Here is a 26,139-nt window from a genome sequence, read left to right on the forward strand (position 1 = left end):
AGTTAATAAGGATGCAAAAACATATGAGGGACCAGGCCGACACTCGTACCCGGATCCAGCGGGTGGCCCTTGAGCTGTTCAACGAGAAGGGCTACGAGGCGACCTCCCTGCGTGAGATCGCCGAGGAGCTCGGCGTGACCAAAGCGGCCCTTTACTACCATTTCCGGTCAAAGGACGACATCGTGGCGAGCCTGGCAGAGGGCCGCCTGGGTGACATCCAGCGCATCCTTGACTGGGCGCGCGGCCAACCCCAGACTGTGGAGACCCGCAGGGAGATCGTCCGCCGTTACTGCGACGACCTCTACAGCGCCCACCGTACCGCGATCATGCGTTTCTTCGAGCGCAACCAGACGGCGCTGCGCGACCACCCGACGGTCGGTAAGAACCGCGAGCTCATGATGGACCTGGTCGCCCTGCTGCACGCGCCCGACGCCTCCCCTGTCACCAGGGTGAAAAGCTCGCTGGGGCTGTTCGCGGTGCACGCCGCCGCATTCCTGCCGATGAGCGAAGGCATCACCGACGAGGAGCGCAAGGAGGCCGCCCTGGAGGTCGCCTTCGAACTGGTCTCCAGCGAATAGGGACCTGAGCAGATAGGCGTCACAGGGCTCCATCGGTCGCGCCGGCCGATGAGCCGACCGACGATGAGGACCGTCATGGCGCGGCAGAGCGCGGCGTGGCGGTCCCGGGCTCCGCGGTCGGTGGTGCGGCGAAGCCGGCCGTAGTTCGACCACCACGTGCTGGTCGCTTCGACGATCCATCGCGGTCCGAGATGGATCGGTTGCTTTCTTCACGCCGGAGACCTGGGCTCCTCGCAGTTGGATCGCGGACTGGTCGATCCCGGCGGCGCGGAGACGATCTCGGACCGCACCGGAGTCATAGGTGCAGGGTGCCGACATCGGTGAGCAGGCCGGCGCGCCAATCCTGAATGACAGGTGACCTCCTCGATCCGGTCCAGATCGGCCTCGCGGTCGTGCGTGGCGCAAGGCCGTACCACTCTTCGATCTAGACATTACGGCCTAGGCCGTTATAGCGTGCGGCCAAACTTCACAAGGGAGCACCAGCGAATGATCCCCCGCCGCCGTTTCCTCCAGGCCGCAGCCGCGTCCGCCGTCACGGTTTCCCTGCCGTCCACCCCCGCGTCCGCCGCCACCGGCGAACCGGAGGGCATGATCACCGACCTCGGCCCGGCCAGCGTCGCCAGCCCCCTCGGCAACGGCGAGTTCGTCGGCAACGTCCTCTACATGGGCTCACGCGGCCTGTCGCCCAATGTCGTGGGCGCGTGGGACCTTGAAAAGGATACGGTCACCACCCATTTTGAGATCCCCACCGGCGTGGGCATCTGGGCGATGTGCAAGGTGGGCACCGACGTCTACGTGGGCACGCACTCCAGATCCGACCTCTACAAGATCGACACGCTCACCGGCACGACCACCAAGCTCGCCGAGTACCCGGACCATTTCATCTGGACCATGGCCGCCTCGCCGGACGGCAAGATCTACCTGGGCATGTCGGAGCCCGGCCGGGTCGTGGAGTACGACCCCGCCACCGGCATCAGCCGCGACCTGGGCCAGCCCGCGCCCGGCGAGTCGTACGTGCGCAGCATCCAGGCCGACGCCACCCACGTATACGCCGGCATCGGCAGCAACGCCCACCTCATCGCGATCGACAGGAAGACCGGCGAGAAGCGCGACCTGCTCCCCGCCGAGTTGGCCGACCGTGACTGGGTGTCGAGCATGTCCAGCTCCGACACACATGTCGCGGGCGGCGTGCTGTCGCTGGCCGAACTGGTCGTGGTGGAGAAGGCGAACCCGGCCAACTACAAGATCGTCAAAGCGACGGGGCCGGGCGAGAAGTACGTCGTCGCGGTGCTGATCCACGACGGCTGGGTCTATTTCGCCGGCCGTCCTTCCGGGACCCTCTACCGCTACCACATCGCTGACGACAAGTACGAGGTACTCGGCGTGCCCTTCCCGGAGGCGGCAACCAGCCGGATCCTGGAGTTCGAGGGGCAGATCTACGGCCTGCAGGACAGCGGGATCTTCGTCTACCACCCGGCGACCGGGAAGATCGACTACCTCAGCCACGTGCAGCGGGGCTTCAGGGCGGCGCCCGAGGCGCCCATGTCCGTGCACTCCGACGGCGAGCGCGTCTACGTCGGCGGCAAGAGCGGCGCCGACCTCCACGACCTGGCCACAGGCAAGGTCACCAGGCTCCCCATCCCCGGCGAGCCGAAGACCATGATCACCATCAAGGACACCACCTACCTCGGCATCTACACCCAGGCCGCGCTCTACTCCCACCACGCGGGTGACCCCGAGGCCGAACTCCTCTTCCGCACCGGCCACAACCAGGACCGCCCCAAAGACCTGTGCCACGACCCGTTGACCGGCCTCATCGCCATGCCCACCCAGCCGGAGCCCGGCCACCCCAACGGCGCCCTGGACATCTACGACCCCAGAACCGGCAAGGTCGACACCTACCGCCCCGTCGTGGAGCGGCAGACCGTCTTCTCGGTGACCGCCCACCTCGGCACCCTCTACCTCGGGACCAGCACCCAGGAGGGCCTCGGCTCGCCGCCGGTGACTCCGACGGCCAAACTGGCCGCCTTCGACCTGCGCACCCGCAAGGTGAAATGGGAACTCGAGCCGCTGCCCGGCATCGCCAGTGTCACCGACCTCGCGCACACCCCACTCGCGGTCTACGGCATCACCAACACCGGCATCCTGTTCGAGTATCACCTGCTGAAGCGCAAGATCACCCGCACCCTCAAGGTGAACAACCGCGGCGGCGATCTGCTCATCGCCGGCTTCACCGCCTACACCAGCGACGTCGACGCGGTCTACCGCATCGACCTCCGCGCCTGGACGGCGAAGAAGATCGTGACCGGCCTGGCCAGCGACTGGTTCGGCGGCGGCTCCAAGCTCAACATCGACCCATCGCACAAGGCCCTCTACGGCATCAAGGGCCGCAACCTCATCCGCATAGCCATCTCCCCCCGCTGACGGGTGTGTCCGGTAAACGGCGGTCACGCGAAGCGCCTCTCCGCTGTTCGGCCCAATGATCACAGCCATCCTGGTTTCCTGCACGTGGGGAACCCATCGCGCTCGGGATCGCCTACCGCGCCGGGCTCACCGGCACAAACGTCCGCACGCTCCCCGCCGGGACCGATCATCCCAGTCGTAGTCGTCTTCATGCTCATGCAACGACACGTCCTCGAAGGCATGCGCGGCGCGGTCAAGGGCTGACGCCGTTCCTCTCACCCCCGGAGGTAGTCGCATGAAACTGTCCCGCAGGCAATTCATCGTCGGCGCCCTGGCCCTGGGCGCCCTCGGACCCCTCTCTGGCACGGCCCGCGCCACCGCGGGCTACGACTACACCTCGCGCGAGACATTCGACCTGTTCGACAAGGCCTTCCACGAGAGCGGCAACGGCGGCCAGCCGACCGACGACAACGAGCACGGCGGGCTGGCCTGGGGTCAGTCGTACATCATGGCGGGGTTCATCCGGATGTACGAGGCCTACCACGACACCTACTACCTCGACCGGCTCATCACGAATATCGACCTGGTGCTGGCCACCCGCGACTCGGTGCGCGGGGTCAAGGACCACCGGGGCCTGTCATCGCCCGCCTGGCGGGCCATGGCTCCCTACTCGGCGGGCATCGCCACCCTGAAGGACGCGGACGGCACGCCGCTACTGGAGGTGCGGACCCTTGCCTATGCGGACAACGCGGTCGCCACGGTCCGGGCAGGCAGCGTCGAGGGCCGCTTCACCCTTGAGGTGAAGAATGACCGGACGAATTTGGTCGCCACCTTCCCCGACCTGTCGATGGACCCAGCGGCCGCCGACTATGCCGTGCGCCGGATCTTGGACGCCTATCCGACGCCGACGCTGGTGACGGCGCGGGAGCTCAGGCCGTCGCCGTCGGGGAACGCCTCGCCTGTGCTGGGGACGACCCCGTTCACCTCCCAGCCGGTGGTCTTCACCGTGCACACCGGGATGATCACCTATCCGATGGCGTCGTTCGCGAAGATCGTCTTCCGTAGCCCGAGGCTGCTGGCCGTACCCAAATATCGGCAGAAGGCGGTGGAGTACCTCAAGGCGGCCAGGAACGCGGCGGCGGTCCACGATGACGAGTGGCGGCAGACCGAGGATGGTTACGGCTACTTCGTGTGGAACAAGGGGACGCCGCTGCCGAACGACGGCACCGAGCAGCCCACGAACCAGAGTCTCGCGCTCGGCCAGACCTACGCCGAACTGGCCGCGGCCACCGGGGATCCGTTCTACCGGGACCGGACGCAGCGGCTGGCGCGCACGTTCGCCCGCGAGCTCACGCTGGACGCGGACGACGCCTACGTGTGGTCGTACTGGCCGAAGTTCGGCAAGGTCTACAACGGCTTCGCCAAGGCGGACGGCGTCTCCGAGTACACCCCGTCCGCCACTCCGGGGCGGGCTCTCGAGGATCTCAGCCATGGTGCGATCGACGTCGAGTTCGCCGCGGTCGTCTTCCGTAACCGGCTGTTCTACAAGGGCGAGGACATGGCCAGGTTCGCGCGCACCTACAGCCGGAACCTGATCGCGCCCGTCGGCGCCGATGGGCATCCGACCGCCTACCAGCGGGTCAACGGCACCGGCAGCACCACCAGCGCCGGGCAGTACCTGCAGGCGCCCCGGTGGATGGCGGTGGCGCAGTGGGACGACGCGGTGTTCAGCCACTCCCGCTCGATCTACGACGCACGCGCCGTGCCGCCGCAGCTGGGCTCCTATCTGGGCTGCGTCGCCTACCTCAACTGGCACGCCCGCAGGGGGCAGTGATGATAGGCAACCTGATCGTGGCCGCAGCCCTGCTGCTGCCCACTCCGGCTGCCGCCGAGAGCGTGTGGCTCACCAAGTACAAGGCGCTCGAGGCGCAGATCGGCCAGGCCGTCTACACCGATCCGAACAGCGCGAACCTGGCGTGGGGCGAGAGCTACATCATGCGGAGCTACCTCGACGTCTACGCCGCGACGCAGGACACCGCCTGGCTGGACAAGATCGTCACGCATGCGGACACGATCATCGCGAACGCCGACGATGTCGACGGCGACGGCTTCCGCGGCTGGAGCACGAGCCAGTACTCGCCCCCCGAACTGGCCAATCCGAGCTTCGAGACGGCGGCTTCCGGCGATGCCACCCTGCCCGCCAACTGGAGCAGGTTCCAGGACACCGGCAGCCATATCTATCGGACCACGGACGTTCCCGGCAGCAGCGCGGGCACCCAGTCCGTGCGGGTGGTGTCCGATCAGACGAAGTGGAAGAAGCTCCGGCAGAAGATCGGCGCAAGTTACGAGGGCGGCACCAGGCATGTCCTGCGAGGTTGGGGCAAGCGCACCGGCTCGGTCGTCGGGCGCATCGTGCTGCGCGACGGGTCCACGACGCTGTGCATGCTGGAGTACACCACCAGCACCTGGGCGCTGAAGCAGACCACCTGCGACATTCCGGCCGGGCGGTCGCCGGAGGTATGGCTGGAGCATGCTTCGTATACGGTCAGCGGTTCCGCCTACTTCGACGACGTCCGGCTCAGCGGGATATTCCCCTACATCGTGCACGACGGCATGATCGGCATACCGATCGCAGAATTCATCAGACTTGTCGCGAAAAATCCGGCTCTATCGGGATATGGCGCTAAGGCTGCCGCCTACCAGACGTTCCTGGAGACCCAGATCATCCCCCGCTGGGAACAAAGCACATATCTCGGTAACACCTGGAACGGCACCTCCTATCAGCAGCCACCCAACGTCGACACCTTCAGCCACACCAGGGCCTACGACGACCTGCCCTTCAACATGTCCCTGGCATTCGCCAACATGCTCACGATCCTGCACGAGATCAACGGCAACCCCACCTACCTTGCCAGAGCCACCAAGATCGCCCAATGGACCAAAAGCAAGCTCATCAATTCCGCCGGCGCCTACATCTGGAACTACGGCACCTACACCACCAAGAAAGAGGACCTGTCGCACGGCAACGTAGACCTGTCCGCCTTCGTGGAGTCCTACCGACGCGGCCAGGTCTTCACGGCCACAGACATGACCGCTTTCAAAAACACCCTCAAAACCAAAATGTGGAACGGCTCCGCCACCGCCCCCGTCTTCGCCCTCTACGTCGACGGCACCGGAGCGCCCAACGGCGTCGACTACTACCTGCACTCCTGGCTGGAACTCACCGAGTTCGACAGGCAGGTATGGACGCTCACCGCCACCAAATACACGAACTTCACCCCCACCAACGCCTCGCACCTCATCACACTGTCACGCCTGCTGAGATGGGAATGAGGTCGTAGGCCGGCACGGCGACCGGCGCCGGGTCAGAGGGCGTCACCCTGGAGGTCATCCGGCCCGCCCGGACGTCCTCGTCGTCCCGGCTTGGGACTGTACGGTTTCTGGATACACCTTCATCTGAACGCCGCTGCCCGGTCCGGAAATCCGGACCGGGCAGCGGCGTTCAGAGCACAACCCACCACAACGGCCGAAGCGACCACGACAGATACCGAGCAAAGACGTCATTCGATCCAAGTCACAGGCCTGGCACTCTCCGCGCGAGTCCCACGCCTAGGCACCCTCTCCCCGGAGATGATCGCCATGCCCCGCGCTCCGGGACCGGGAGGCGCGTCCCCACCGCTGAGGGCTAGAGACGCGACTCCAGCGCGTCCCAGTTCGACGGGTCGCCCCGCGGCTCGTAGGCGGCGATCGGCTCGCTCCGCCGTACCAGGGCGCGCAGTTCGGCGAGGTCGCCGACCTCGCCACGGGCGCGGGCCTGGATCAGCGCGTTGCCGAGGGCGGCGGCCTCGACCGGCCCGGCGAGCACCGGCAGGCCGCAGGCGTCGGCGGTGAGACGGCACAGCAGCTCGTTGCGCGCCCCGCCGCCCACGACGTGGATCACCTCGACGTCGCGACCGCTGAGCCGTACGGCGTCGCGCAGGGCGCGGCGGTAGGCCAGCGCGAGGCTCTCCAGCACGCAGCGCACGACGGCGGGGCGGCCCTCCGGCGGGCGCTGACCGGTGCGGGCGCAGAACTCCGCGATGCGCGCGGGCATGTCGCCCGGGGGCAGGAAGGACGGGTCGTCGGGGTCGATGACCGCCTGGTACGGCGGAGCCTGCCCGGCCTCCGCCAGCAGGGCGGGCAGGTCGGGCCCGCCCCAGACGCGCAGGCACTCCTGCAGGATCCACAGGCCCATCACGTTGCGCAGGTAGCGGGTGGTGCCGTCGACGCCCGCCTCGTTGGTGAAGTTCGCCAGCCGCCCCGCCTCGGACAGGACGGGGGCGGGCAACTCGACCCCGACCAGGGACCAGGTGCCCGAGGAGATGTAGGCGAACCTGTCCGTGGCGGCGGGCACCGCGACCACGGCGGAGGCGGTGTCGTGGGAGGCGACGGCGGTCACCGGGATCGGCCCGAGATCCAGATCCGCGCGCAGGGTTCCGGCCGGGGTTCCCGGTTGCCGCAGGGGCGGCAGGATCCGGCCGGGTAGGCCGAGCCGGTCCATCAGCGGCCGGGCCCACTCCCCGGTCCGCACGTCGTAGAGGCCGGTGGTCGAGGCGTTCGTCACCTCGGCTCCCACCGACCCGGTCAGCCAGTAGGTGAGGAGGTCGGGGATCATCAGCAGCGTCTCCGCGCCGTCGAGACGGTCGGCGAGCAGCTGGTAGATCGTGTTGAACGGGAGGAACTGCAGCCCGCTCGTCGCGTAGAGGGTGTCCGCGCCGAGCTCGGCGACCACCCGTTCCATGATCCCGGCGGCCCGCTCGTCGCGGTAGTGCACGGGGTTGCCGAGGAGCCGGCCGCCGCCGTCGAGCAGCCCGTAGTCGACCGCCCAGGAGTCCAGGCCGATCGAGGAGACGCCGGGGCCCGCCCGCCGCAACCCGTCGAGCACCCCCTGGTAGAGCGAGAGGACGTCCCAGTACAGCGTGCCGCCCGCGCGCACCGGGCGGTTGGCGAAGCGATGCGTCTCCGCCAGCCGCACCTCACCGCCCGACAGCTCCACCGTCATGACCCGGCCGCTGGACGCGCCGAGATCGACGGCCGCATAGATGCTCATGACCCACGATTAAAACGAATCAACTCCCAAAACGCCACTCCGGCCGAGAAGTACCGGCCACCAGGGGGCGAGGGTGTTAAAACGTTCTTCTCCCTGGTTGCGGCCGTCCAGCCGGGGGAACCACCGTCGCATGACGGAGAACGGCGAGACGACGCACGTCAGAGACCTCATCGACGGGCTCTACACCGGGCAGGAGCGGGTCAACCGAGTGGCGATCCTGGAACGGATGATCACCGCCGGCCTGCCCGCCGATGTGATGTCCTACTTCGACAAGCTCCCCGAAGGCGACTACGACCAGGAGGAGCTCGTGGAGACGATCAACCAGATGATCCGGGACGACGGGCGAAACGACGCCCTGGGCCCGATTCCGGAGGTTTGAACGCGGCGCTCCGGGCAGTTGACAGAGCATGGAGGCCACTATCGCACTACGACTGCCACGGGAGGCCTCGAGCGTCCCCTTCATCCGGCACCTGCTCGACACGGCCCTGCGCTCGCTGGGCGTGATTCCCCCCGTGCGCGACGACATCCGCATCATCTTGTCCGAAGCCTGTTCGAACGTCGTCAGGCACGCCGCCCCCAGCTCCAACTACACCGTGAGCGCGTCGGTCGACGAGGAACGCTGCACCATAAAGATCACCGATCACGGCGGCGGGTTCGACCCGGACGACGTCGGCGAAGCCCCCAGAACCGCCGAGCATGGTCGGGGCCTGCAGATCATGCGGGCACTCGCCGACGACATGCGCGTCACGCCCGTCGATCACGGATCGGAGGTCAGTGTGGAGAAAACTCTGCGTTTCGTCGAGGGTGCGCCCGCCCGGGCGCTGCACTGCCCTCTCGGGGACCGCTGAGCCGGCGCAGGACGGCGGATGTCCGCACCTGCGCCCGCTGATCGTTCCGTGCCCGCTTCTTCAGCGCCCGCCTCGCACGGGCCGCGCCCGGCCGTTCGAGGTTGCCCGTGTTCCACGCCAGTAAGGCGAGCACCCCGAGCACCAGAACCGAGATCACCGGCAGCGCCAGCACGATCATGACCAGTACCATCCCCACCGAGACAGCCGTCCCCGTGAGCTCCCAAAACATCGCCGCATCCTCCTCGCCCGTTCGAGAGACGATGCTGCCCGTTTCATCCGCCCCTAAGCGTCTTAAGCTTAACTCACAACCAAAGTCTGCTCATTAGACGACACTGTCGTCTCTTTCCTTGACAAGGCGGCCAAATCGCTCGGCGTCCCGCACCGCCGCGCCGTCCAGGTCGTTGTTGAAATAGACGTAGACCTCGCTCCAGCCGTCGCCGATCCGCCGCACCCAGGACGTCAGGGACGCGTCGCCGTACGAGGGGCGGGGGGTGGCGCGGCCCTCGTGCAGCCGCAGGTAGCCCCAGTCGGCGGTGCGCCACAGCGGGGTGACCGGGCGGCCGAGCCGGTCGGCCCAGCAGAGCGCCGCCCCGCGCGCCGAGAGCACCTCGCGGACCTCGTCGGTCCACCACGACTCGTGGCGCGGCTCGACGGCCACCCGGATCGCGGCGGGGAAACAGCCGAGGCACTCCGCCAGGCGCGCCGGGTCGGCGCGCAGCGTGGGCGGTAGTTGCAGCAGGATCGGGCCGAGCCGGTCGCCCAGCCCGGCGACGGCCCCCAGCAGGCGCTCGACCGGCTCGCGCGGCTCCTTCAGCCGCTTGATGTGCGTCAGGAACCGGCTGGCCTTCACCGCCATCACGAAACCGGGCGGCGTGCGCTCACGCCAGCTCGCGAAGATCTCCGCCGACGGCAGCCGATAGAACGCGTTGTTGCTCTCGACCGTGCCGAAGCACTCGGCGTATCTCTCCAGCCACAGCCGCTGCGGCAGCCCACGGGGGTACAGCCGGCCGCGCCAGTCGGCGTACTGCCAGCCGGAGGTGCCCACGTGGACCCGCATGACGGTAGGTCTACCCCGTCGGCGGACCGGTAACGGTCAGTCCTTACTCGTCCGCGCGAAGCGGGAGACGGCTCCGACGACGAGGACGACGGCCCCGATGATCAGTGCCCATTTCAGCAGCGTGCCGAGCAGCCCCAGCAACCAGCCGAACGCCATGAACGCGACCACGACGATCGCGATGCCCAAGAGAATCTTTCCCATGCCCACCACGGTATGCGGTCGATTCATACCGTGGCGGGCTCGGGCGCCGAAGTCAGGGACAACTCAGGGTGCTCTCAGGGTACGAGGGCCGCCGCGGCCCACGCCCACCTGTTCAGGAAGGGAACGGCATCACGTCGAGCCGCCGCAGTATGACCCCCTCGCGCAGCGCCCACGGGCAGATCTCCAGCTCGTCGATCCCGAGCAGGTCCATCACCGCGTCGGCGACGACCGCACCCGCCGCGAGCTGCGGCGCGCGCCCCTCGGAGACCCCGGGCAGCCGGGCCCGCTCGGCGGACGTGGCGCGCACGAGGCGGTCGGCCAGCTCGGTGACCTGTTCGTGCCGGAGCAGGCGGCGGACGTGCACCCCCTCGCTGGAGGGGGCGGCTCCGGCGATCCTGGCTAGTTGCCTGAAGGTCTTGGAGGTGGCGACCGCGCGGTCGGCCACGCCGTACCTGACCACGTCGCCGACCGTGCGGGCGATCTCGGCCCGCACGTGCTTGCGCAGTTTCCGCGCCTCGTCGGGCTTCGGCGGATCGGAGGTGAGCCAGTCGCGCGTCAACCGTCCGGCCCCCAGCGGCAGCGACACGGCCACGTCGGGCTCCTCGTCGATGCCCGAGGCGACCTCCAGCGATCCGCCGCCGATGTCGAGCACCAGCAACCGCCCCGCGGACCAGCCGAACCAGCGCCGCACGGCGAGAAAGGTCAGCCGGGCCTCGTCCTTCCCGGCGAGCACCCGGATGCCCACGCCGGTCGCGTCCTTGATCTCCGCGAGCACCGACTCCCCGTTCGAGGCGTCGCGCACGGCGGAGGTGGCGAAGGCCACGAGATCCTCGACGCCCTTGTCCTCGGCGACGTCCAGGGCCTTCACCACGAACTCACGCAGCCGCTCGGCGCCGCTGTCGGACAACCGATCGCCGTCCTCCAGGTGCTCGGAGAGCCGCAGGTCCACCTTGTGGGAGAAGGCCGGTAACGGCTTGGCGCCCCGATGGGCGTCCACCACCAGCAGATGCACGGTGTTGGAACCGACGTCAAGAACTCCAAGTCTCATGTGCTGACGCTACTACCGCGCCGTCAGGTCTCGCCGCCCGCACAGCCCCGCTCGGGCTCGCAGGCGGCCGCGGCGGCCCGCGCCTCCGACGCCGCGATCAGCCTGCGCGGGCCCGTGCCCTGCTCACCGAGCAGGTCGTGCGGGTTGGCCAGCGCGCACCTGTCCAGCGACAGGCAGCCGCAGCCGATGCAGTCGGTGAGGTCGTCGCGCAGTTGCAGCAGCCGCTCGATCCGCGCGTCGAGATCGGCCCGCCAGCCTTCGGACAGGCTCACCCAGTCGGCCCGCGTCGGGGTACGGCCGGCGGGCAGCCGGTCCAGCGCCTCCTTGATCTGGGTCAACGGGATGCCGACCCGCTGCGACAACCGGATGAAGGAGACCCTGCGCAACGTGTCCCTGGGGTAGCGGCGCTGGTTGCCCGCCGTACGACGGCTGGAGATCAGCCCTTTCGACTCGTAGAAGTGCAGGGTGGACACCGCCACCCCGCTCCGTTCGGCGAGCTGGCCGACGGCGAGTTCACGAACGTCCAACGGAAGCTGTGCCACATCCCCACCCTAGCCAGGCGTGCAGACACCGGGAGACGCCGTCGGCCGCCGCTCAAGCGGAGCCCAGGGCCGCCGAGACCATCGCCCGCGCCTCCTCCTGGACGTTCGCCAGGTGCCCGGGTCCCTCGAAGGACTCCGCATAGATCTTGTAGACGTCCTCGGTGCCCGAGGGGCGGGCGGCGAACCAGGCGTTCGCGGTGCAGACCTTGACACCGCCCAGCGGCGCGCCGTTGCCGGGTGCGGCGGTGAGCACGGCGGTGACCGGCTCGCCCGCCAGCTCGTCGGCCTGCACGTCGTCGGCCGACAACCGGGCCAGCACCGCCTTCTGCTCCCGGGTGGCCGGGGCGTCGACCCTGGCGTACGCCGGCTCGCCGAACCGGCCCGTCAGCTGGGCGTAGAGCTCGCTCGGCGAACGCCCGGTGACGGCGAGGATCTCCGCGGCCAGCAGGGCGAGGATGAGTCCGTCCTTGTCGGTGGTCCACGGCGACCCGTCCCTGCGCAGGAAGGACGCCCCCGCGCTCTCCTCGCCGCCGAACCCGAGCGACCCGTCGAGCAGACCAGGGACGAACCACTTGAATCCAACGGGCACCTCCACCAGCCGCCGCCCCAGATCGGCCGCCACCCGGTCGATCATGCTGCTGCTGACCAGGGTCTTGCCCACGCCGGTCGCCCCCGGCCAGCCCGGCCGGTGGGAGTAGAGATAGGAGATCGCGACGGCCAGGAAGTGGTTGGGGTTCATCAGGCCGCCGTCGGGCGTGACGATGCCGTGCCGGTCGGCGTCGGCGTCGTTGCCCGTCGAGATCTGGTAGGCGTCGCGATTCTTGATCAGTGACGCCATGGCGTACGGCGAGGAGCAGTCCATTCTGATCTTGCCGTCCCAGTCGAGCGTCATGAACCGCCACGTCGGATCGACGTCGGGGTTCACCACGGTGAGGTCCAGCCGATGCCGCTCGGCGATCTCCCCCCAGTACTCCACGCTCGCGCCGCCCATCGGGTCGGCCCCGATCCGCACCCCGGCCGCGCGGACGGCGTCGAGGTCGAGCACGGCGGGCAGGTCGTCGGCGTAGGCGGCCAGGAAGTCGTACCTGCCGGTGGTGTCGGCGGCCAGGGCCCGCTCGTACGGGATCCGGCGCACCTCCTTCAGGCCGCCGGCGATCAGCGCGTTGGCCCGGTCCTGGATCCAGGAGGTGGCCTCGGAGCCGGCCGGTCCGCCGTCGGGCGGGTTGTACTTGAACCCGCCGTCGGCGGGCGGGTTGTGCGACGGTGTGACCACCACGCCGTCGGCCGTGCCGCGCCCGCCTCCCCGGTTGTGGGTGAGGATCGCGTGCGACACCGCGGGCGTCGGCGTGTAGCCGTCGCGGACGTCCATCAGCACCCGGACGCCGTTCGCGGCGAAGACCTCCACGGCCGACACCCTGGCCGGCTCGGACAGCGCGTGCGTGTCGGCCCCGAGGAACAGCGGGCCGTCCACGCCCTGGGCCGTGCGGTACTCGCAGATCGCCTGGCTGGTCGCCAGGATGTGATCCTCGTTGAACGAGGTGCCGAACGAGGTCCCCCGGTGCCCCGAGGTGCCGAACGCCACCCGCTGCCCGACCTCGCCCGGGTCCGGGTGCCGTGCGTAGTAGGCCGTCACCAGCCTGGCCACGTCAACCAGGTCGGACGTCCTCGCAGGTGTCCCCGCACGCTCGTGCGTCATCACGACTCCTCATGTCATCGGGCCCCCGGCGAGACTGCTCTACCCATCCGCCGCGGGCTTCATCCGGTTCGCTCATGGAGCAGCAGCAGGGTGTAGGCGGCGATCGAGCAGCCGTCGGTGATCTCACCGTCGCCGATCATCGCCTCGAACTCCGCGCGCGGCACGTGCCGCTGGACCATGTCCTGTTCCGAGGGTTCGCGGCGGGCGGCCCCCCGGGTGAGGTCGGTGGCGAGGAACGCGTGGAAGCCCTGGGCGAGGGTGCCGTGGGCGTTGTCGAGCCGGCCCAGGGCCACCAGGCTGCCGGCCGTCAGCCCGGTCTCCTCCACCAGCTCGGTCCTGGCCATCTCCGCCGGGCCGGGCGCGTCCGCGACGGTCCCCTGCGGGAAGCTCCACGAGCGCCGCCCGACCGGGTAGCGGTACTCCTGCACCAGGTGGAACCCGTCGTCCTCCATCGGGATCACCACCGCGAAGTCGGGTTTGTCGATCACCCCGTAGATCCCGCGAGTCCCGTCAGGCCACTCGACCTGGTCCTCCCTGACGCTCATCCACGCGTTGACGTAGACGACCTCGGTGGAGATCTGCCGCACGATCGCATCTGCCGCCATGGCGGGCGATCCTATCCCTCCTGATCGCGCAGCCCCGCCCAGGGGTCGTAGTCGACCTCCAGCGGCTCCTGCTCGGGCCGCTCCGGCTCCGGGACGTGCTGGAGGTTGATCCGGATGCGGTACCAGACGGAGCTTCGGCCGCGCATGCCGTCGACCAGCACGTCGGCGGGACGCAGCCGGGCGACCACCCCGGGGTGGCGGGCCTTCCAGACCTCCAGGCCCGCCAGCGCCTCCTCCTTGGTACGCGCCCTGGCCACCTCCACGACCGGGATCGTGCCCTTGGCCGACGGGTGCGGCGGCAGCGACTCGGCGAACTCCAGCAGATCCGCCAGCGAGCCGTGCGACCGCTCGATGCCCTCCCAGGGGTCGCCGCGCTCGGCGAACCTGCCGGGGATCGTCGCGACCGTGAAGTCTTCCGGGTGGCAGGCGGCGACCTCGTCCCAGGCGAGCGGGGTGGAGACCCGGCCGTCCGCGGTGGGCCTGACCGAGTAGGCGGAGGCCACGGTGCGGTCGCGCGCGTTCTGGTTGTAGTCGACGAAGACGCCCTCCCGCTCCTCCTTCCACCATCTGCTGGTGGCCATGCCGGGGGCCCGGCGCTCGACCTCGCGGGCCACCGCCTCGGCGGCCTGCCGTACCTCGGGGAAGGTCCACCGGGGCTCGATGCGCGCGTATACGTGGAAACCCCGCGAGCCCGAGGTCTTGGGCCAGGCGGTCAGCCCGAAGTCCTCCAGCACCCGCCTGGCGACCTGCGCGACCGCGACGATCTGCGGCCACTCGACGCCCGGCACGGGATCGAGGTCGATCCGCAGTTCGTCGGGATGGTCGAGGTCGGCCGCCAGCACCGGATGCGGGTTGAGGTCCACACAACCGAGGTTCACCACCCAGGCGAGCTGCGCCGCGTCCCGCACCACCACCTCGTCCGCCGTGCGCCCCGACGGGTAGCGCAGCTCGACGACCTCGACCCAGTCCGGCCGCTTGTCCGGCGCCCGCTTCTGGAAGAACGCCTCCGTCTGGATCCCCCGCACGAACCGCTTGAGGATCATCGGCCTGCCCTCGACCCCCCGCAGCGCCCCCTCGGCCACCGACAGGTAGTAACGCACCAGATCGAGCTTGGTGTGACCGGCCTCGGGAAAGATCACCTTCCCCGGGCTCGTCACCCTCACCTCGCGCCCGGCGACCCCCACGACCTCGACATCCGCCATGCGTTCACCCTATGGCCCGCCCCCGACACTTCCGGGAACGCGGCGGCGAGCAGGAGAACCTCTCCGGCGGCCGGCTGCAGGCGCTGGGGCGCCGGCCCGGCCCGCCGTACGCGGTCCGGTCAGCCGGGACCGTACACGTCCCACAGGTTGCCGGCGAAGAACCGGGCGAACCGGTCGAGCGCCGCCACCCCGCGCGGTCCCTCCGTGCGGAACGACGTGAGCTGCCGGATGAAGTCGCTCAGTTCGATGTGCAACGTTCCGGCCCCCGCGATCGGAGCCGTGTCGTCGTCACCCTCGGCGATGTGCCCGTCGAGCAGCCGGAAGTACAGCGTGGTGGTCGCCGGCCAGATGTCGGACGGTGGCCCGTGGAAGACGTTCTTCCAGCCGATGAGGGTGCGGGGCCGGTTCTCACCGTCGGTGAAATGCAGGCGGTAACGCATGAGCCTGCGATCCGGCGCGCCCCCCGGCGCGAACAGATTGAACCAGCCCCGCTCGACAGGACGCCGGCCCCCGCAAGCAGCGGCGTCAATCCATCCCTCGGCCCGGGCGAGGTGCTCCTGGTCGTCCAGGAAGCCGTCCACGTCCTCCGCGGTGATCGTTAGCTGGAAGGAGAAGGGCTCTCCCAGCGAGTCAGGGTTGCGCACACCGTTCCGGTAGAAGCCCTTCATCTCCTCCGTGAACGACAGCGACGTGTGATCTTCCCGGCCGTCGCGGCCCGCACGACCGCCGGCCCCGGGGAGATCACACGTCGCGTCGTCCCCACCCCCTCCCGCCAGACCGGTGGTGGCGCCCACCGGCCTGCTCCCCTTCGTAGCGCCCACCGGCCGGGTTTCCAGCAGACGCGTGCACATGCGATCGGCCATGGCGGCGATCGTGAGAGACGGATTGGTCCCCACCGGACCGGGCATCGCCGCGCCGTCGGCGACGTAGAGGCCGGGATAACCGAACACCTCGCCGTACGGGTCGCACACGCCCTCGCCCGGGTGCCGCCCGATCGGGGCCCCGCCGACCGGGTGAACGGTGATCACCCGCTTGCGGAACCACGCGGGGTTGTCGGCGTACTCGGCGCCGAGCACGTCGGCGATCCGCTGCATGGTCTTGCGGACCCGCTCGAAGTAGGCCTCGCTGGTGACCGCCGACCAGTTGGCGTCGAGCCGCCCGCCGCGCAGGCGCAGCACCCCGTCGGCCACGTCGCGGCCCATGCCGAGCAACGGCAGCGAGCTGACGGACAGCGCCCCCGAGCCGATGAGGTCGGACAACTCCTTGGACAAGTTGGTGTCGGGAGCGTGCGAGAAGAACGCGAGGAACCGCTCGAACAGGAACTTCGCCGCGCGGGCCACGTTGTCGCCGAGATCGGCCTCCTCCATCATCCAGTCGATGAAGGCGGGGTAGCCGCCGTCCTCGATGTAGGCGCCGCGACCCGATCCGGGGACGCCGTCGAGGTCGTCGGGGAGCCGGATGGCGCTGGTGATGACCGGGCCCCTGCTGGCGTCGAGCGGCCTGACCCTGCCGCGGTCCTTGGCGCGGAGCAGGAAGGTGAGCAGGTCGCCGTTGCCGGAGAACCGGGTGCCGAGCGTATCGCTGAGCCCGGGGAACGCCGCGCGGTTGCGCAGCAGCAGGAAGGCGGTGCCGTAGGAGCCGGCGGCGAGCACGAGCCGGTCGCAGGTGATCGTGGTGACCGGGCTCCGGCCGCCGGAGTCGGGGTCGTGCACGACGTAGTCGACCTCGTAGCCGCCGCGCTGCCGTGGCCGGATGCCCTTGACCTCGTGCAACGGGCGCAGGTCGGCGCCGTGGTGCGCGGCGGCCGACAGGTAGGTGTGGTCGAGGCTGTTCTTGGCGCCGTCGTTGCAGCCGATGTTGCACTCGCCGCACAGCCGGCACGTCAGCCGCGAGACGCCGTGCAGGTTGCCGTAGGACGGCTCGGCGACGGGCACCCCGATCGCCGGCTCGGCCCCGGCCGACGGCGCGAAGCTCACCGCGAGCGGCGGCAGCCGCCACTCCAGGCCCAGCTCGGCCGCCGCGTCCTGCATGGCGTGCGTCTTGCCGGTGCCCGCGTAGGCGGGACGGTGCAGGGGGTACGGCGTGGCGCCGAGCATCCGCTCGACCTCGTCGTAGTGCGGGTCGAGGTCGGCCCTGGTGACCGGCCAGTTCTCGTACCCGCCGCCGGGTTGCGCCTCGTCCTGCGCGAACCAGTGCTCGTCCTTGCGCAGCAGCACGTTGGCGTAGATCAGCGATCCGCCGCCGAGGCCGCTGGCGACGACCGAGTCGAACCCCCTGAACCCCCACACGTCGAACATCCCGTACAGGTCGGCGTCGGGATCCCAGAACGCCCTGGTCATCTGGGCGGGGGTGCGCGCGAAGCTGCCGGGCGGATAGTCGCGGCCGCGTTCGAGCAGCACCACGCCCAGCCCGGCCTCGGCCAACCGGCAGGCCGTGACGGACCCGCCGAACCCGGAGCCGACCACCACGGCGTCCACATGCTCACGTACGGTCACCGGTCAGCCCGCCTGGCGCTTGATGAAGTCGACGATCCGCGGGAAGACGTCCAGGTGCGCGTCCTTGCCGATGATCGGGTCGATGTGGCCGTAGCCGGGCAGCATCTGCAGCTCGTGGCGGCCCGGAGCGAGCTTCTCCAGCACCTTGTGGCAGAACACGTTGGAGTCGGTGAAGACACGGTTGTGGTCACCGGTCAGGAACAGGACCGGCGTGGTGATCTTCCCGGCGTCCTTCAGGTAGTCGGCCGGCAACGCCTCGTGCCGCGCGTCGTGCGGATCGTTCTGCACCGCGCGGCCGGCCGCCACCATCTTGCGGATGTGCCGGTAGTAGTGCACCCCGGAGGCCCCGTTGAGGTCGGCGAGCCGCTCGTGGAGGTGCGTCCGGGGCGCGAGGTTGCGGTGCAGGTACATCGCGGGACGGCCGCTCCCCCACATGAAACTCTGCATGTGGCAGGCGGGCTCCCGGCACTCGGGGTGGAACATCGACACCGCCCGCGCGAACAGCCACCTGCGGGTGAGCGGGGGCGCGCCGTGGAAACGCGGGTCGATGTACGGCAGGCCGAGGAGGTACTCGAAGGCGGTCGCGCCGAAGGCCAGTTTCACCTTCGACCAGGGCGACACCCGCGGGGTCAGCGCGACGCTGTTGGCGACCATGCTGGTGATCCCGTCGACGGCCCCGCCGAACAGGCTCATCGCGAACGACACCGAGCCCAGGCAGTGGGCGATGACGTGGATCCTGCGGTCGCCCACGTGCCGCCTGATCTCCGCCAGGGCGGCCGGGTGGTCGTAGTGGGCGATGTCGTCGAGGGTGTGGTCGCGCGTCTCCACGTCGTAGGGGAAGTGGCTGCTCATCCGGAAGTCGAGCGCCCACACGTCGCCGAACCCGTTGTCGAGCAGGAAGTTCGTCATGTTCCGGATCTCGGGCATGACGAAGATGTCGCTGGAGGAGGTCAGGCCGTGGATGAGCAGCACCACGTCGTCGCTCTCACCCCGGCGGAACCTGGTCAGCTTCAGGCCCAGCTCGTCCTCCGTGGCGAAAGGATGCACGGAGATCTCCGCGTCCTCGACCCCGTCGAGAGTGAAGCGCGCGATGCGATGCTCCATCTCAGCCCTCCCCGTTTGCGAACGCCTCAACAATGCCAACTTCACGGATGATCAGGCATCGTGGAAAACCCGTACATATCTAGTCACGTGCGTTGAGTGTGGTGGCGACGCCGACACGTGAGGTGACGCCCAGTTTGGTGAAGACCCTCGACAGATGCGTTTCGACGGTGCGCACGCTGAGGAACAACTTCTCCGCTATCTGCTGGTTGGTGTGTCCCTGAACGACGAGCTCGGCGATCTCCGACTCCCTCGGCGACAGCCCGTACGGCCCGCTCGCCACGCGGGCGTTCGCGGTACGGGCGGACGCGCCGACCCGCACGCCGAGACGGCGCTGCTCACGCAGGGTCTGGGCGTGCAGGTTGTGCGCGCCGCAGCCCGCGAAGACCTCGGCGGCGGCGCGCAGCCGCTCACGGCCGGCCTCCCGCTCCCCCGCCTCGCCGTACGCCAGACCGGCGGCGAGCAGGGCGCGGCCTCCGTCGATCAACCGTTCGCCGCCGAGCAGTTCGGCGGCCTGGGTGGCGAGCACGGCGGCCGAGGTGGGGTCGTGCGGGCGCAGCGCGTGCGAACGGGCGAGTTTCGCCAGCCCCGCGAAGGCCGGCAGTTCCGGCCGGGACAGGCTGCTCGCCCTGGCCGCCCAGGCGCCGGCTTCCTCCACCCGGCCGGCCGCCGCGTCGAGCTGGGCCAGCGCCTCGCAGCACCACAACAGGGTGCCGCGGTCCAGGCGCGGGGACTCGAACCGGTCGCAGGCGTCGAGCACGGCGCTCGCGCCCTCCTCCGGCCGCCCGGCGTTGATCAGCGCGAGCCCCATGGCGTGCCGGGCCATCGCGCCCCACACCTCGCCCCCGCCGACGCCCGTGCGCAGCGCCTCCTCGCCCGCGCGCAGCGCCGCGTCGTCGTCGCCCGACCAGGAGGCCGACAGGCACTGCTGGGTGAGGGCGAAGACGAGCTGCTGGCCGGAGCCGAGCAGCCGGGCGTCCTCGACGGACTCCTCCGCCGTGGCCCGCGCCTCGGCCAGCCGGCCGAGCATGCTGTAGGTCCTGGCCTGGCCCGCCAGCAGGTTGGTGAGGATGTACGCCTGCCCGGTGGAGCGGGCCACGCCGACGGCCCGCTCGAAGTGCCGCAACGCGCCCGCGTGGCGTCCCATGCTGGTCTGGGTCCAGCACAGCCAGGCGACGGCGTCCAGCCACTCGGCGAGATGGTCGTCGGGGGCCGCGCCGATGAGCCGGTCGGCCACCTCGATGTAGCGCATGGCGTCGTCGATCCGCCCGGCCGCGTAGGCGGGCATCGGCCGCAGCGCGGCCACCCCGGTCGAGAGGCCGGGCTCCCAGTCGGCCGCCTCGTCGGGCATCAGGTCGAGCACGGCCTGGGCGGCCCGGAAGTCGACCCGCATCAGGCTCTCGGCCACCAGCCGCATTCGCAGCGGCACCGCCGCCGGCGCCCTCGGGTCGGGCATCTGCCGCAGTTCGTCGAGGAGCAGCGTCCGCGCCTCGTGCGGGCGGTCGAGCTGGCGTTCCATCAGCGCGCACAGCCGCGCGGCCCGGGCCCGGCGCGCGTGGTCGCCCGCCGGGAGCAGGCGCAGCAGCTCGCGCGCGGAGTCGCGGCCCTCCGCGAGCCGCCCGCTGACGCTCTGCACCCGCGCCAGTTCGAGGAGCAGCTCCAGCCGGTCGCCCGACAGGTCGCCGCCCACCTCCGGCAACAGCCGCATGGCCGCCTCCAGCCAGTGCGCGGCGGTCTCGGGAGCTCGGGCCGCGACCGCGCGCGCCGCGTCGACCAGGGTGCCGACGGCCGCCCGGTCGCCGAACCTGCCCGACCGCTCGACGTGATGGGCCCGCGCGGTGGCGGGGGCCCCGAGGTCGCGCAGATGGTCGGCGAGCCTGGCGTGCGCGGCGTAACGCCAGCCGGGAGCAGCCGAGGCGTAGGCCGCGCGGCGCACGAGGGGGTGGCGGAAACCGAACCTGCCCGCGCCGGCCGGCCGTACGATGTCGCGGGCCACCATCTCGTTGAGCGCCCGCAGGACGTCGGGCTCCGTCATCTCCGCCGCGACCGCGACCAGCGCGGGCTCGAACTCGTCGGCGGTCACCGCCGCCGCCCGCGCGGCCAGCAGCGCCGCCGCGTCCAGGCCGCTCAGCTCGACCTGGAGCGCCGCCCAGACCGCGGGCGGCAGCTCCCCCTTCTCGCCCTCGCCTGCGGCGGGCTCGCCGCCGGTCCGGGTCAGCGCCTCCAGGTAGAACGGGTTGCCGCCGCTGGCCTGGTACAACGTGCGGATCTGCGCGCGGCCGACCGCGGAGCCGAGCAGTTCCTCCGTCTGGGCCCTGGTCAGCGGGCGCACGTCGATCCGGGTGCCGTGTTCGGCGGTGGCGGCCAGCCGGGGCCCCGCCTGCGCGGGCCGGTAGGCGACGGCCACCATGACCTTGCCTCGTGGCGGATGACGTACGAGGTGGTCGAGCAGCTCGATCGACGTCGCGTCGGCCCAGTGCACGTCGTCGAGGATGAGCGCGAGGCCCGATGGCACGGCCAGCTCCTCCAGCAGCTGCCTGACCGCGCGGTAGAGACGGTAGCGGCCCAGCCCCGAAAGGTCGGTCTCCGGCGCCGAGCCGGCCAGCGGGGCGAGCGCGGGGATGGCGGCGGCCAGCAGGCGCATCGGCGCGGCCGGCAGGTGCTCGGCGATCTGCTCCGCGCGCCCCTCCAGGTGGTCGTCGAGCGCGTCGATCAGCGGGCCGAGCGGCAACTCCTGCTCGAACTCGGTCGCCCGGCCCGCCAGCGTGACGAGTTTCCGCTCGCCGGCCAGGTCCGCGAGCTCCGACAACAGCCGGCTCTTGCCGACCCCCGGATCGCCGACGACGACGGTGAAGGTGAACCCAGGTTCCTCGGCCGCCTGCCCGAGTGCGCGCAGCGCGTCGTCCCGCCCCACCAGAACGGTCCGGACGCGACCGTGCATGGGTTTCCTCCTGTGGATGGCCCGTCGATGCATCATGATTGCGCGTCCCATGGGCATTCGTCATCCTGTTACCTGGCCGGGTGGGCGGAAGCCCGAGGGCCGGAGGAGTCCCGGGCTCCGTCCGGGGCGGACCGGGAGGGTCGTCCGCGCGCTACGCGCCGGGGCCGCGCGCGGCCCCGAACCGGAGAACTCACTACACGGCCGGCCGATACGGCGCCGCGCCATCAGGGGAAAAGCGGCGACTCCCGCGGGCCCTCACCTGCGACGGCGGACGGCGGTGACCGGGCCCTGTCCGGTCACTCCGCGGCAGGACCGCCGGGTCGGGGACCTGGACGACACGACGCGGATCCGGTGACCGGGCCCTGTCCGGTCACTCCGCGGCAGGACCCTGGAGGGTGGGGGTGGGGATGGGGATCGCCGGGAACGGGTTGTCGGGGAGCAGGATGAGGCGGGGGGACTCGGCCGGGTGGTCGGCGGCGTGCAGGTGGAGGAAGGCGGAGGCGATGCCGGCGGCGCCGACCATGTAGCCGGTGTCGGCGGTGACCTCCCAGGGGCGGAGTCGGCGGTAGGACTGGTACCACCGATAGCCGGCGCCGTCGTGGGAGGTGGCACGGCCGGCGAGGTAGTCGGCCAGGACGTGGGCGAAGTCGAGGTAGGGCTGGTGGCCGGTCGCGGACCACAGGCCGACGAAGAGTTCGAGCAGGCCCGCCGCGCCGCAACACTGGCAGTCGACGTCCCAGAACCCGTCCGTCCGCTGGTGGGGGGCGCCGCTCTGGATGATGCCGCGGGCGAGCCGCTCGACCCAGTCGAGGTCGCCGGGGTCGCCGGTGACCCGGTAGAGCTCGTAGAACATCCTGGCCACGCCCGCGGAGCCCGAGCAGAAGCCCAGGTAGTGCAGGGACCGGCCCTGCGGGACGTGGTGGGGCACGACCGCGCACCGGCCGGCGACGGTGCTCACGGTGCGGACGAAGTCGGCCCCCCGGCGCGCGGCGGTGAGGAAGGGCTCCTCGCGGGTCACGCCGTACAGCCGGGCGAGCAGGAACGCGGTCCCGGCGGTGCCGGACAGGAAACCGGGGGTGACGGCGTCGGCGGGCAGCCCGGCGCAGCCGTCCTCACCGAACCGGTGACCGGGCACGACCTGGTCGGCGGCCCGCCGTCCGGCCTCCACGGCGACCTCCTCGTACGCCCGCACGCCGAGGATTCCCGAGGCGTGCAGCAACGCGAGGATGATCCCGCCGTCGCCGCTCTGGGCGGGGTCGCCCGTCCAGCCGAGGCCCGGGCCCACGGTGCGGACGCTCCTGACGATGCGGTCGGCGGCGGCCCTGGCGGCGACCTCGAAGGACTCCTCGCCGGTGGCCCAGCCGGCCTCGGCCAGCGCGAACGCGACGCCGGCGAGACCGTGGTGCAGGGTCAGGTCGTTCATCCGGCCTGCGGCGGCCGCCAGATGACGGCCGCCCTGCGTGGCGTCCTCCAGATAGGAGGCGTCGCCGGTCGCGGCGGCCAGCTCGACGAAGAAGAGCACGATGCCGGCCGCCCCCGCGTAGAGGGACAGCGGCTGCCCGGTGACCGCCGAGGCGCCGTTCGGATCGGGATTGGCACGCCACCATCGTCCCTGGTCCCCGTCGACTGCGGCCGACCGGATCCAGCGGCCCGCCTCGACCGCGGCGTCGAGCGGAGTGCCCATGTCCCCTCCCAGAGAATAACCTACTTACAATGTAGGAAAAGTAGGTAGGCAACGTCAACGCCCGCCAGGATGACCGTTGACGCAAGACCAGACTAAGCCTGGGACGCCGGAAGTTCAGCCCTTCAGGCCGGTGTGCGCGAGCCTTCGACGAACCGATTCCACGCCACGGCGAACACCACCGGGATCGGCGGCGCGGCGAGCGAGGCGGCGGCCAGCCGAGTGTTCCACATCGGCCCACCGCGCGCGTCCAGAACGGGGCCGACGTCGGCCCTCCTTTTCCCGACCGCGAGCGGGGGGTCGGGGGCGCTCCGCCGTACGACTATCGCGCGGGTTCCCGCACGACTCCCGGGATGGCACAGCGATTCCCGCACGGCTCCCGGGGTGGCACAGCGGTTCCCGCACGACTCCCGGGGTGGCACAAAGGTGAGGACCGCGCACCCGGGCGGGGTCAAGGGTTCGGGACGATGCGGGTCACCGGCCTGCGCCCGGCGCGCGGGAGGCGTTCAGGCCAGTGCGGACTCGGCGTCGTAGCCGTAGAGCCAGGCGCTCTTCCGCAGCAGGTCGCCGTCGGCGAACCCGGCGTCCCGCTTCGCCTGCTCCGGCCCGTCCGGGAGGTGGTTGGCCACCTCCCGGCCACGACTCATGAGCTGGACCTCGGCGGCGCGCGGCCGGCGGATCGCCTCATACCGCGCCAGTGCGGCGGGGACCTCGGCGGCCGTGCGCCCGCGCAGGCAGCCGGCCAGCACCGCGCCGTCCTCGATCGCCTGGGCGGCGCCCTGCGCGAAGAACGGGAGCATCGCGTGCGCGGCGTCGCCGAGCAGCGTTACCCGCCCGTCGGTCCAGCGCTCCAGCGGCGAACGGTCGTACAACGCCCAGCGCTTGGTCACGGTGGCCGGGCTGATCAGCCGGTGCACCCGCTCGTCCCAGCCGTCGAAATCGGCGGCCAGCTCGCCGAGGTCGCCGTCGGCGGTCCACGACTCGATCCGCCAGTCACCCGCCGGGACGATGGCCACGACGTTCACCACCCGGCCACCGCTGATCGGGTAGTGCACGAAGTGACGGCCCGGCCCCAGCCAGAGCGTCTGCACCGGCCGGCGCGCGAACGGCGGCGCCAGCTCCGCGGGCACCAGGCAGCGGTAGGCGCACAGCCCGGAGAACCTCGCCGGCCGTTCCGCCACCACGCCGGGGCGGATCACCGAGTGGATGCCGTCGGCTCCGATCACGACGTCGGCGGTCACGGAGCCGCCTTCGGCGAAGATCACCTCGGCCTCCGCGTCGTCCTGCCGTACGGCCACGCACCTGCTGCCCAGCCGTACGGCGTCGCCCGGCAGGGCCTCGTGCAGCATCGTGAGCAGGTCGGCGCGGTGTGCCATGAAGTAGTTCGCGCCGTACAGTCGCTCGCACTCCGCTCCCATCGGCTGGCTGAACAACACGTCGCCGTTCTGCCAGCGCCGGAACTCCCACGCGGCCTCCATCGACACCGCGAGGTCACGGAACCGCTCGCCGACCCCCAGCTTGTCGATCAGGCGCACCATGTTGGGCGCGACGCCCACGCCCGCCCCCACCTCGCGCAACTCCCGCGCCTGCTCGTAGACCGTGGCCTCGACCCCGGCCGCCCGCAGGAACAACGCCGCCGCCAGCCCGCCCAGCCCGCCGCCGACCACGGCCACCCGTAACCCGCTCATCCGCCCATCCCTCCGCCGACCGCGCCCGAACGGGGCCGACGATAACCCGGAATGATCCCGAAATAACAGAAATAAGCGCACATCACGGGCAATTCAATTAGACCCAGAAACTCCGTTTACGTCCGTCCCACTGCGCACCCGAACTATTATTCGAGAGGGATGATAGTGACAGTCGGTAGCGATGTCTTTACCGAGTGATAACCAACGTCTACGTCGACGCCCTCAACCTCTTCTACGGACGCCTCAAGGGCACGCCGTACAAATGGCTGGATCTCGACGCGCTGGCCCGGCGTCTGCTGCCCGAAGACGACATCCATCGGGTCAGATACTTCACGGCCAAGATCAGGGCCTGGCCGGACGACCCGGACAAGCCCAATCGCCAGGATCTCTACCTGCGAGCACTCGGCACGATCCCGCACGTCAGCATCCACCTGGGCCGCTTCCAGGTGAGCACCACACGCATGCGTCTCGCCCATCCTCCCGTGCTCGGACCCAAGACCGTGGAGGTCATCAAGGTCGAAGAGAAAGGCACCGACGTCAACCTCGGGGCATACCTGATTGCCGACGCCCTGGCAGGAGACTGCGAAGCCGCCGTGGTGATCAGCAACGACGCGGATCTGGCCGAGCCCATCCGCATGGCCTGTCACGACTATGGCCGGCCCGTGGGCATCCTCAACCCGCAACGAATCAACCGGCAGAGCGGCGCACTCGAACGAGTTCGCCCGACCTTCATACGCCAGATCAAAACGCGCGCGCTCGAAGCCAGTCAGTTTCCGACGAAACTGCACGGCGACGACGGAGAGATCCAGTGTCCTGCGGCCTGGCTCCCGCAGATCCGATAAATGAATGAGGCCCCGTCCGAAAGGGCGGGGCCTGCCTCCATCGGCACGAGTCCGATGGCGTGGTTGAGAACAGCTAACAAGGCCTCTCCGTATCTGTCAACTCACCCCGGGTGACCACCGGC

20 protein-coding genes are annotated in these 26,139 nt (G+C 70.3%); 7 read left to right on the top strand and 13 right to left on the bottom strand.

Annotation, left to right across the window (positions count from 1 at the left end):
• Positions 1 to 23 precede the first annotated feature (23 nt).
• The 4 genes from MBA17_RS10780 (at position 24) to MBA17_RS10795 (ending at position 6,314) form a co-directional block, all read left to right on the top strand.
• On the top strand, positions 24 to 578 hold the full coding sequence (locus MBA17_RS10780) for a TetR/AcrR family transcriptional regulator (protein WP_238496190.1): 555 nt from the start codon (positions 24 to 26) through the stop codon (positions 576 to 578).
• A gap of 486 nt (positions 579 to 1,064) precedes the next feature.
• Positions 1,065 to 3,002, top strand: a complete 1,938-nt coding sequence (locus MBA17_RS10785; RefSeq protein WP_238496191.1) for a hypothetical protein — start codon at positions 1,065 to 1,067, stop codon at positions 3,000 to 3,002.
• Positions 3,003 to 3,276: 274 nt separating this feature from the next.
• Positions 3,277 to 4,815, top strand: coding sequence for a hypothetical protein (locus MBA17_RS10790; RefSeq protein ID WP_238496192.1), 1,539 nt, complete (start codon positions 3,277 to 3,279; stop codon positions 4,813 to 4,815).
• Positions 4,815 to 6,314, top strand: coding sequence for a hypothetical protein (locus MBA17_RS10795; protein WP_238496193.1), 1,500 nt, complete (start codon positions 4,815 to 4,817; stop codon positions 6,312 to 6,314). Before MBA17_RS10790 ends, MBA17_RS10795 begins: the two co-directional genes overlap by 1 nt.
• 352 nt (positions 6,315 to 6,666) lie before the next feature.
• Here MBA17_RS10795 and MBA17_RS10800 read toward each other — a convergent pair whose 3' ends face one another.
• Positions 6,667 to 8,070, bottom strand: a complete 1,404-nt coding sequence (locus tag MBA17_RS10800; RefSeq protein ID WP_238496194.1) for a rhamnulokinase — start codon at positions 8,068 to 8,070, stop codon at positions 6,667 to 6,669.
• Positions 8,071 to 8,200: 130 nt separating this feature from the next.
• Here MBA17_RS10800 and MBA17_RS10805 point away from each other — a divergent pair, with 130 nt between their 5' ends.
• A complete protein-coding gene (locus MBA17_RS10805; protein ID WP_238496195.1) occupies positions 8,201 to 8,449 on the top strand; it encodes a hypothetical protein in 249 nt (82 codons plus the stop codon).
• Positions 8,450 to 8,477: 28 nt separating this feature from the next.
• The gene (locus tag MBA17_RS10810) at positions 8,478 to 8,918 is read left to right on the top strand and encodes an ATP-binding protein (protein WP_238496196.1); all 441 of its coding nucleotides are present in this window, start codon (positions 8,478 to 8,480) and stop codon (positions 8,916 to 8,918) included.
• 322 nt (positions 8,919 to 9,240) lie between these two features.
• Here the strand turns inward: MBA17_RS10810 and MBA17_RS10815 are convergent, their stop codons facing one another.
• From MBA17_RS10815 to MBA17_RS10870, 12 genes are all read right to left on the bottom strand, one after another.
• Complete coding sequence (locus MBA17_RS10815) at positions 9,241 to 9,975, bottom strand: DUF72 domain-containing protein (RefSeq protein ID WP_238496197.1); 735 nt, start codon at positions 9,973 to 9,975, stop codon at positions 9,241 to 9,243.
• 36 nt (positions 9,976 to 10,011) lie between these two features.
• Positions 10,012 to 10,176 (bottom strand): hypothetical protein, encoded by a 165-nt coding sequence (locus MBA17_RS10820; protein WP_238496198.1) that lies wholly within the window; start codon positions 10,174 to 10,176, stop codon positions 10,012 to 10,014.
• Between the two features lie 112 nt (positions 10,177 to 10,288).
• The gene (locus MBA17_RS10825; protein ID WP_238496199.1) at positions 10,289 to 11,224 is read right to left on the bottom strand and encodes a Ppx/GppA family phosphatase; all 936 of its coding nucleotides are present in this window, start codon (positions 11,222 to 11,224) and stop codon (positions 10,289 to 10,291) included.
• 23 nt (positions 11,225 to 11,247) lie between these two features.
• On the bottom strand, positions 11,248 to 11,766 hold the full coding sequence (soxR, locus tag MBA17_RS10830; RefSeq protein WP_238496200.1) for a redox-sensitive transcriptional activator SoxR: 519 nt from the start codon (positions 11,764 to 11,766) through the stop codon (positions 11,248 to 11,250).
• Between the two features lie 52 nt (positions 11,767 to 11,818).
• Complete coding sequence (gene pgm / locus MBA17_RS10835) at positions 11,819 to 13,462, bottom strand: phosphoglucomutase (alpha-D-glucose-1,6-bisphosphate-dependent) (protein ID WP_238496201.1); 1,644 nt, start codon at positions 13,460 to 13,462, stop codon at positions 11,819 to 11,821.
• 59 nt (positions 13,463 to 13,521) lie between these two features.
• Positions 13,522 to 14,067 (bottom strand): NUDIX domain-containing protein, encoded by a 546-nt coding sequence (locus tag MBA17_RS10840; RefSeq protein WP_238496202.1) that lies wholly within the window; start codon positions 14,065 to 14,067, stop codon positions 13,522 to 13,524.
• 11 nt (positions 14,068 to 14,078) lie between these two features.
• Complete coding sequence (ligD, locus tag MBA17_RS10845; protein ID WP_238496204.1) at positions 14,079 to 15,269, bottom strand: non-homologous end-joining DNA ligase; 1,191 nt, start codon at positions 15,267 to 15,269, stop codon at positions 14,079 to 14,081.
• A gap of 119 nt (positions 15,270 to 15,388) precedes the next feature.
• Positions 15,389 to 17,764 (bottom strand): GMC oxidoreductase, encoded by a 2,376-nt coding sequence (locus MBA17_RS50350; protein WP_238496205.1) that lies wholly within the window; start codon positions 17,762 to 17,764, stop codon positions 15,389 to 15,391.
• Between the two features lie 3 nt (positions 17,765 to 17,767).
• Positions 17,768 to 18,868 (bottom strand): alpha/beta fold hydrolase, encoded by a 1,101-nt coding sequence (locus MBA17_RS10855; protein WP_238496207.1) that lies wholly within the window; start codon positions 18,866 to 18,868, stop codon positions 17,768 to 17,770.
• Positions 18,869 to 18,947: 79 nt separating this feature from the next.
• Positions 18,948 to 21,806 carry a helix-turn-helix transcriptional regulator gene (locus MBA17_RS10860; RefSeq protein ID WP_238496208.1) on the bottom strand — a complete coding sequence of 953 codons (2,859 nt, stop codon included), beginning with the start codon at positions 21,804 to 21,806 and terminating at the stop codon, positions 18,948 to 18,950.
• A 370-nt stretch (positions 21,807 to 22,176) separates the two neighbouring features.
• Entirely contained in the window at positions 22,177 to 23,490 is a 1,314-nt protein-coding gene (locus MBA17_RS10865) for a lanthionine synthetase LanC family protein (RefSeq protein WP_238496210.1), read from the bottom strand.
• A gap of 503 nt (positions 23,491 to 23,993) precedes the next feature.
• Positions 23,994 to 25,175 carry an FAD-dependent monooxygenase gene (locus tag MBA17_RS10870; RefSeq protein ID WP_238496211.1) on the bottom strand — a complete coding sequence of 394 codons (1,182 nt, stop codon included), beginning with the start codon at positions 25,173 to 25,175 and terminating at the stop codon, positions 23,994 to 23,996.
• Between the two features lie 194 nt (positions 25,176 to 25,369).
• Between MBA17_RS10870 and MBA17_RS10875 the strand changes: the two genes are divergently transcribed.
• A complete protein-coding gene (locus tag MBA17_RS10875) occupies positions 25,370 to 26,017 on the top strand; it encodes an NYN domain-containing protein (protein WP_238496212.1) in 648 nt (215 codons plus the stop codon).
• Positions 26,018 to 26,139 lie beyond the last annotated feature (122 nt).

The sequence above is a fragment of the Dolomitihabitans soli genome, assembly GCF_022213955.1.
Classification (GTDB): Bacteria; Actinomycetota; Actinomycetes; order Streptosporangiales; family Streptosporangiaceae; genus Streptosporangium_A; species Streptosporangium_A soli.

Coding starts and splice junctions, on each gene's coding strand:
- MBA17_RS10790 (WP_238496192.1), top strand. CDS start 3,277: ATGAAACTGTCCCGCAGGCAATTCATCGTCGGCGCCCTGGCCCTGGGC.
- MBA17_RS10820 (WP_238496198.1), bottom strand. CDS start 10,176: ATGGGAAAGATTCTCTTGGGCATCGCGATCGTCGTGGTCGCGTTCATG.
- MBA17_RS10780 (WP_238496190.1), top strand. CDS start 24: ATGAGGGACCAGGCCGACACTCGTACCCGGATCCAGCGGGTGGCCCTT.
- pgm (WP_238496201.1), bottom strand. CDS start 13,462: ATGACGCACGAGCGTGCGGGGACACCTGCGAGGACGTCCGACCTGGTT.
- MBA17_RS10840 (WP_238496202.1), bottom strand. CDS start 14,067: ATGGCGGCAGATGCGATCGTGCGGCAGATCTCCACCGAGGTCGTCTAC.
- MBA17_RS10865 (WP_238496210.1), bottom strand. CDS start 23,490: ATGGGCACTCCGCTCGACGCCGCGGTCGAGGCGGGCCGCTGGATCCGG.
- MBA17_RS10805 (WP_238496195.1), top strand. CDS start 8,201: ATGACGGAGAACGGCGAGACGACGCACGTCAGAGACCTCATCGACGGG.
- MBA17_RS10810 (WP_238496196.1), top strand. CDS start 8,478: ATGGAGGCCACTATCGCACTACGACTGCCACGGGAGGCCTCGAGCGTC.
- MBA17_RS10800 (WP_238496194.1), bottom strand. CDS start 8,070: ATGAGCATCTATGCGGCCGTCGATCTCGGCGCGTCCAGCGGCCGGGTC.
- MBA17_RS10860 (WP_238496208.1), bottom strand. CDS start 21,806: ATGCACGGTCGCGTCCGGACCGTTCTGGTGGGGCGGGACGACGCGCTG.
- MBA17_RS10815 (WP_238496197.1), bottom strand. CDS start 9,975: ATGCGGGTCCACGTGGGCACCTCCGGCTGGCAGTACGCCGACTGGCGC.
- MBA17_RS10870 (WP_238496211.1), bottom strand. CDS start 25,175: ATGAGCGGGTTACGGGTGGCCGTGGTCGGCGGCGGGCTGGGCGGGCTG.
- MBA17_RS10855 (WP_238496207.1), bottom strand. CDS start 18,868: ATGGAGCATCGCATCGCGCGCTTCACTCTCGACGGGGTCGAGGACGCG.
- MBA17_RS10795 (WP_238496193.1), top strand. CDS start 4,815: ATGATAGGCAACCTGATCGTGGCCGCAGCCCTGCTGCTGCCCACTCCG.
- MBA17_RS10785 (WP_238496191.1), top strand. CDS start 1,065: ATGATCCCCCGCCGCCGTTTCCTCCAGGCCGCAGCCGCGTCCGCCGTC.
- MBA17_RS10825 (WP_238496199.1), bottom strand. CDS start 11,224: ATGAGACTTGGAGTTCTTGACGTCGGTTCCAACACCGTGCATCTGCTG.
- ligD (WP_238496204.1), bottom strand. CDS start 15,269: ATGGCGGATGTCGAGGTCGTGGGGGTCGCCGGGCGCGAGGTGAGGGTG.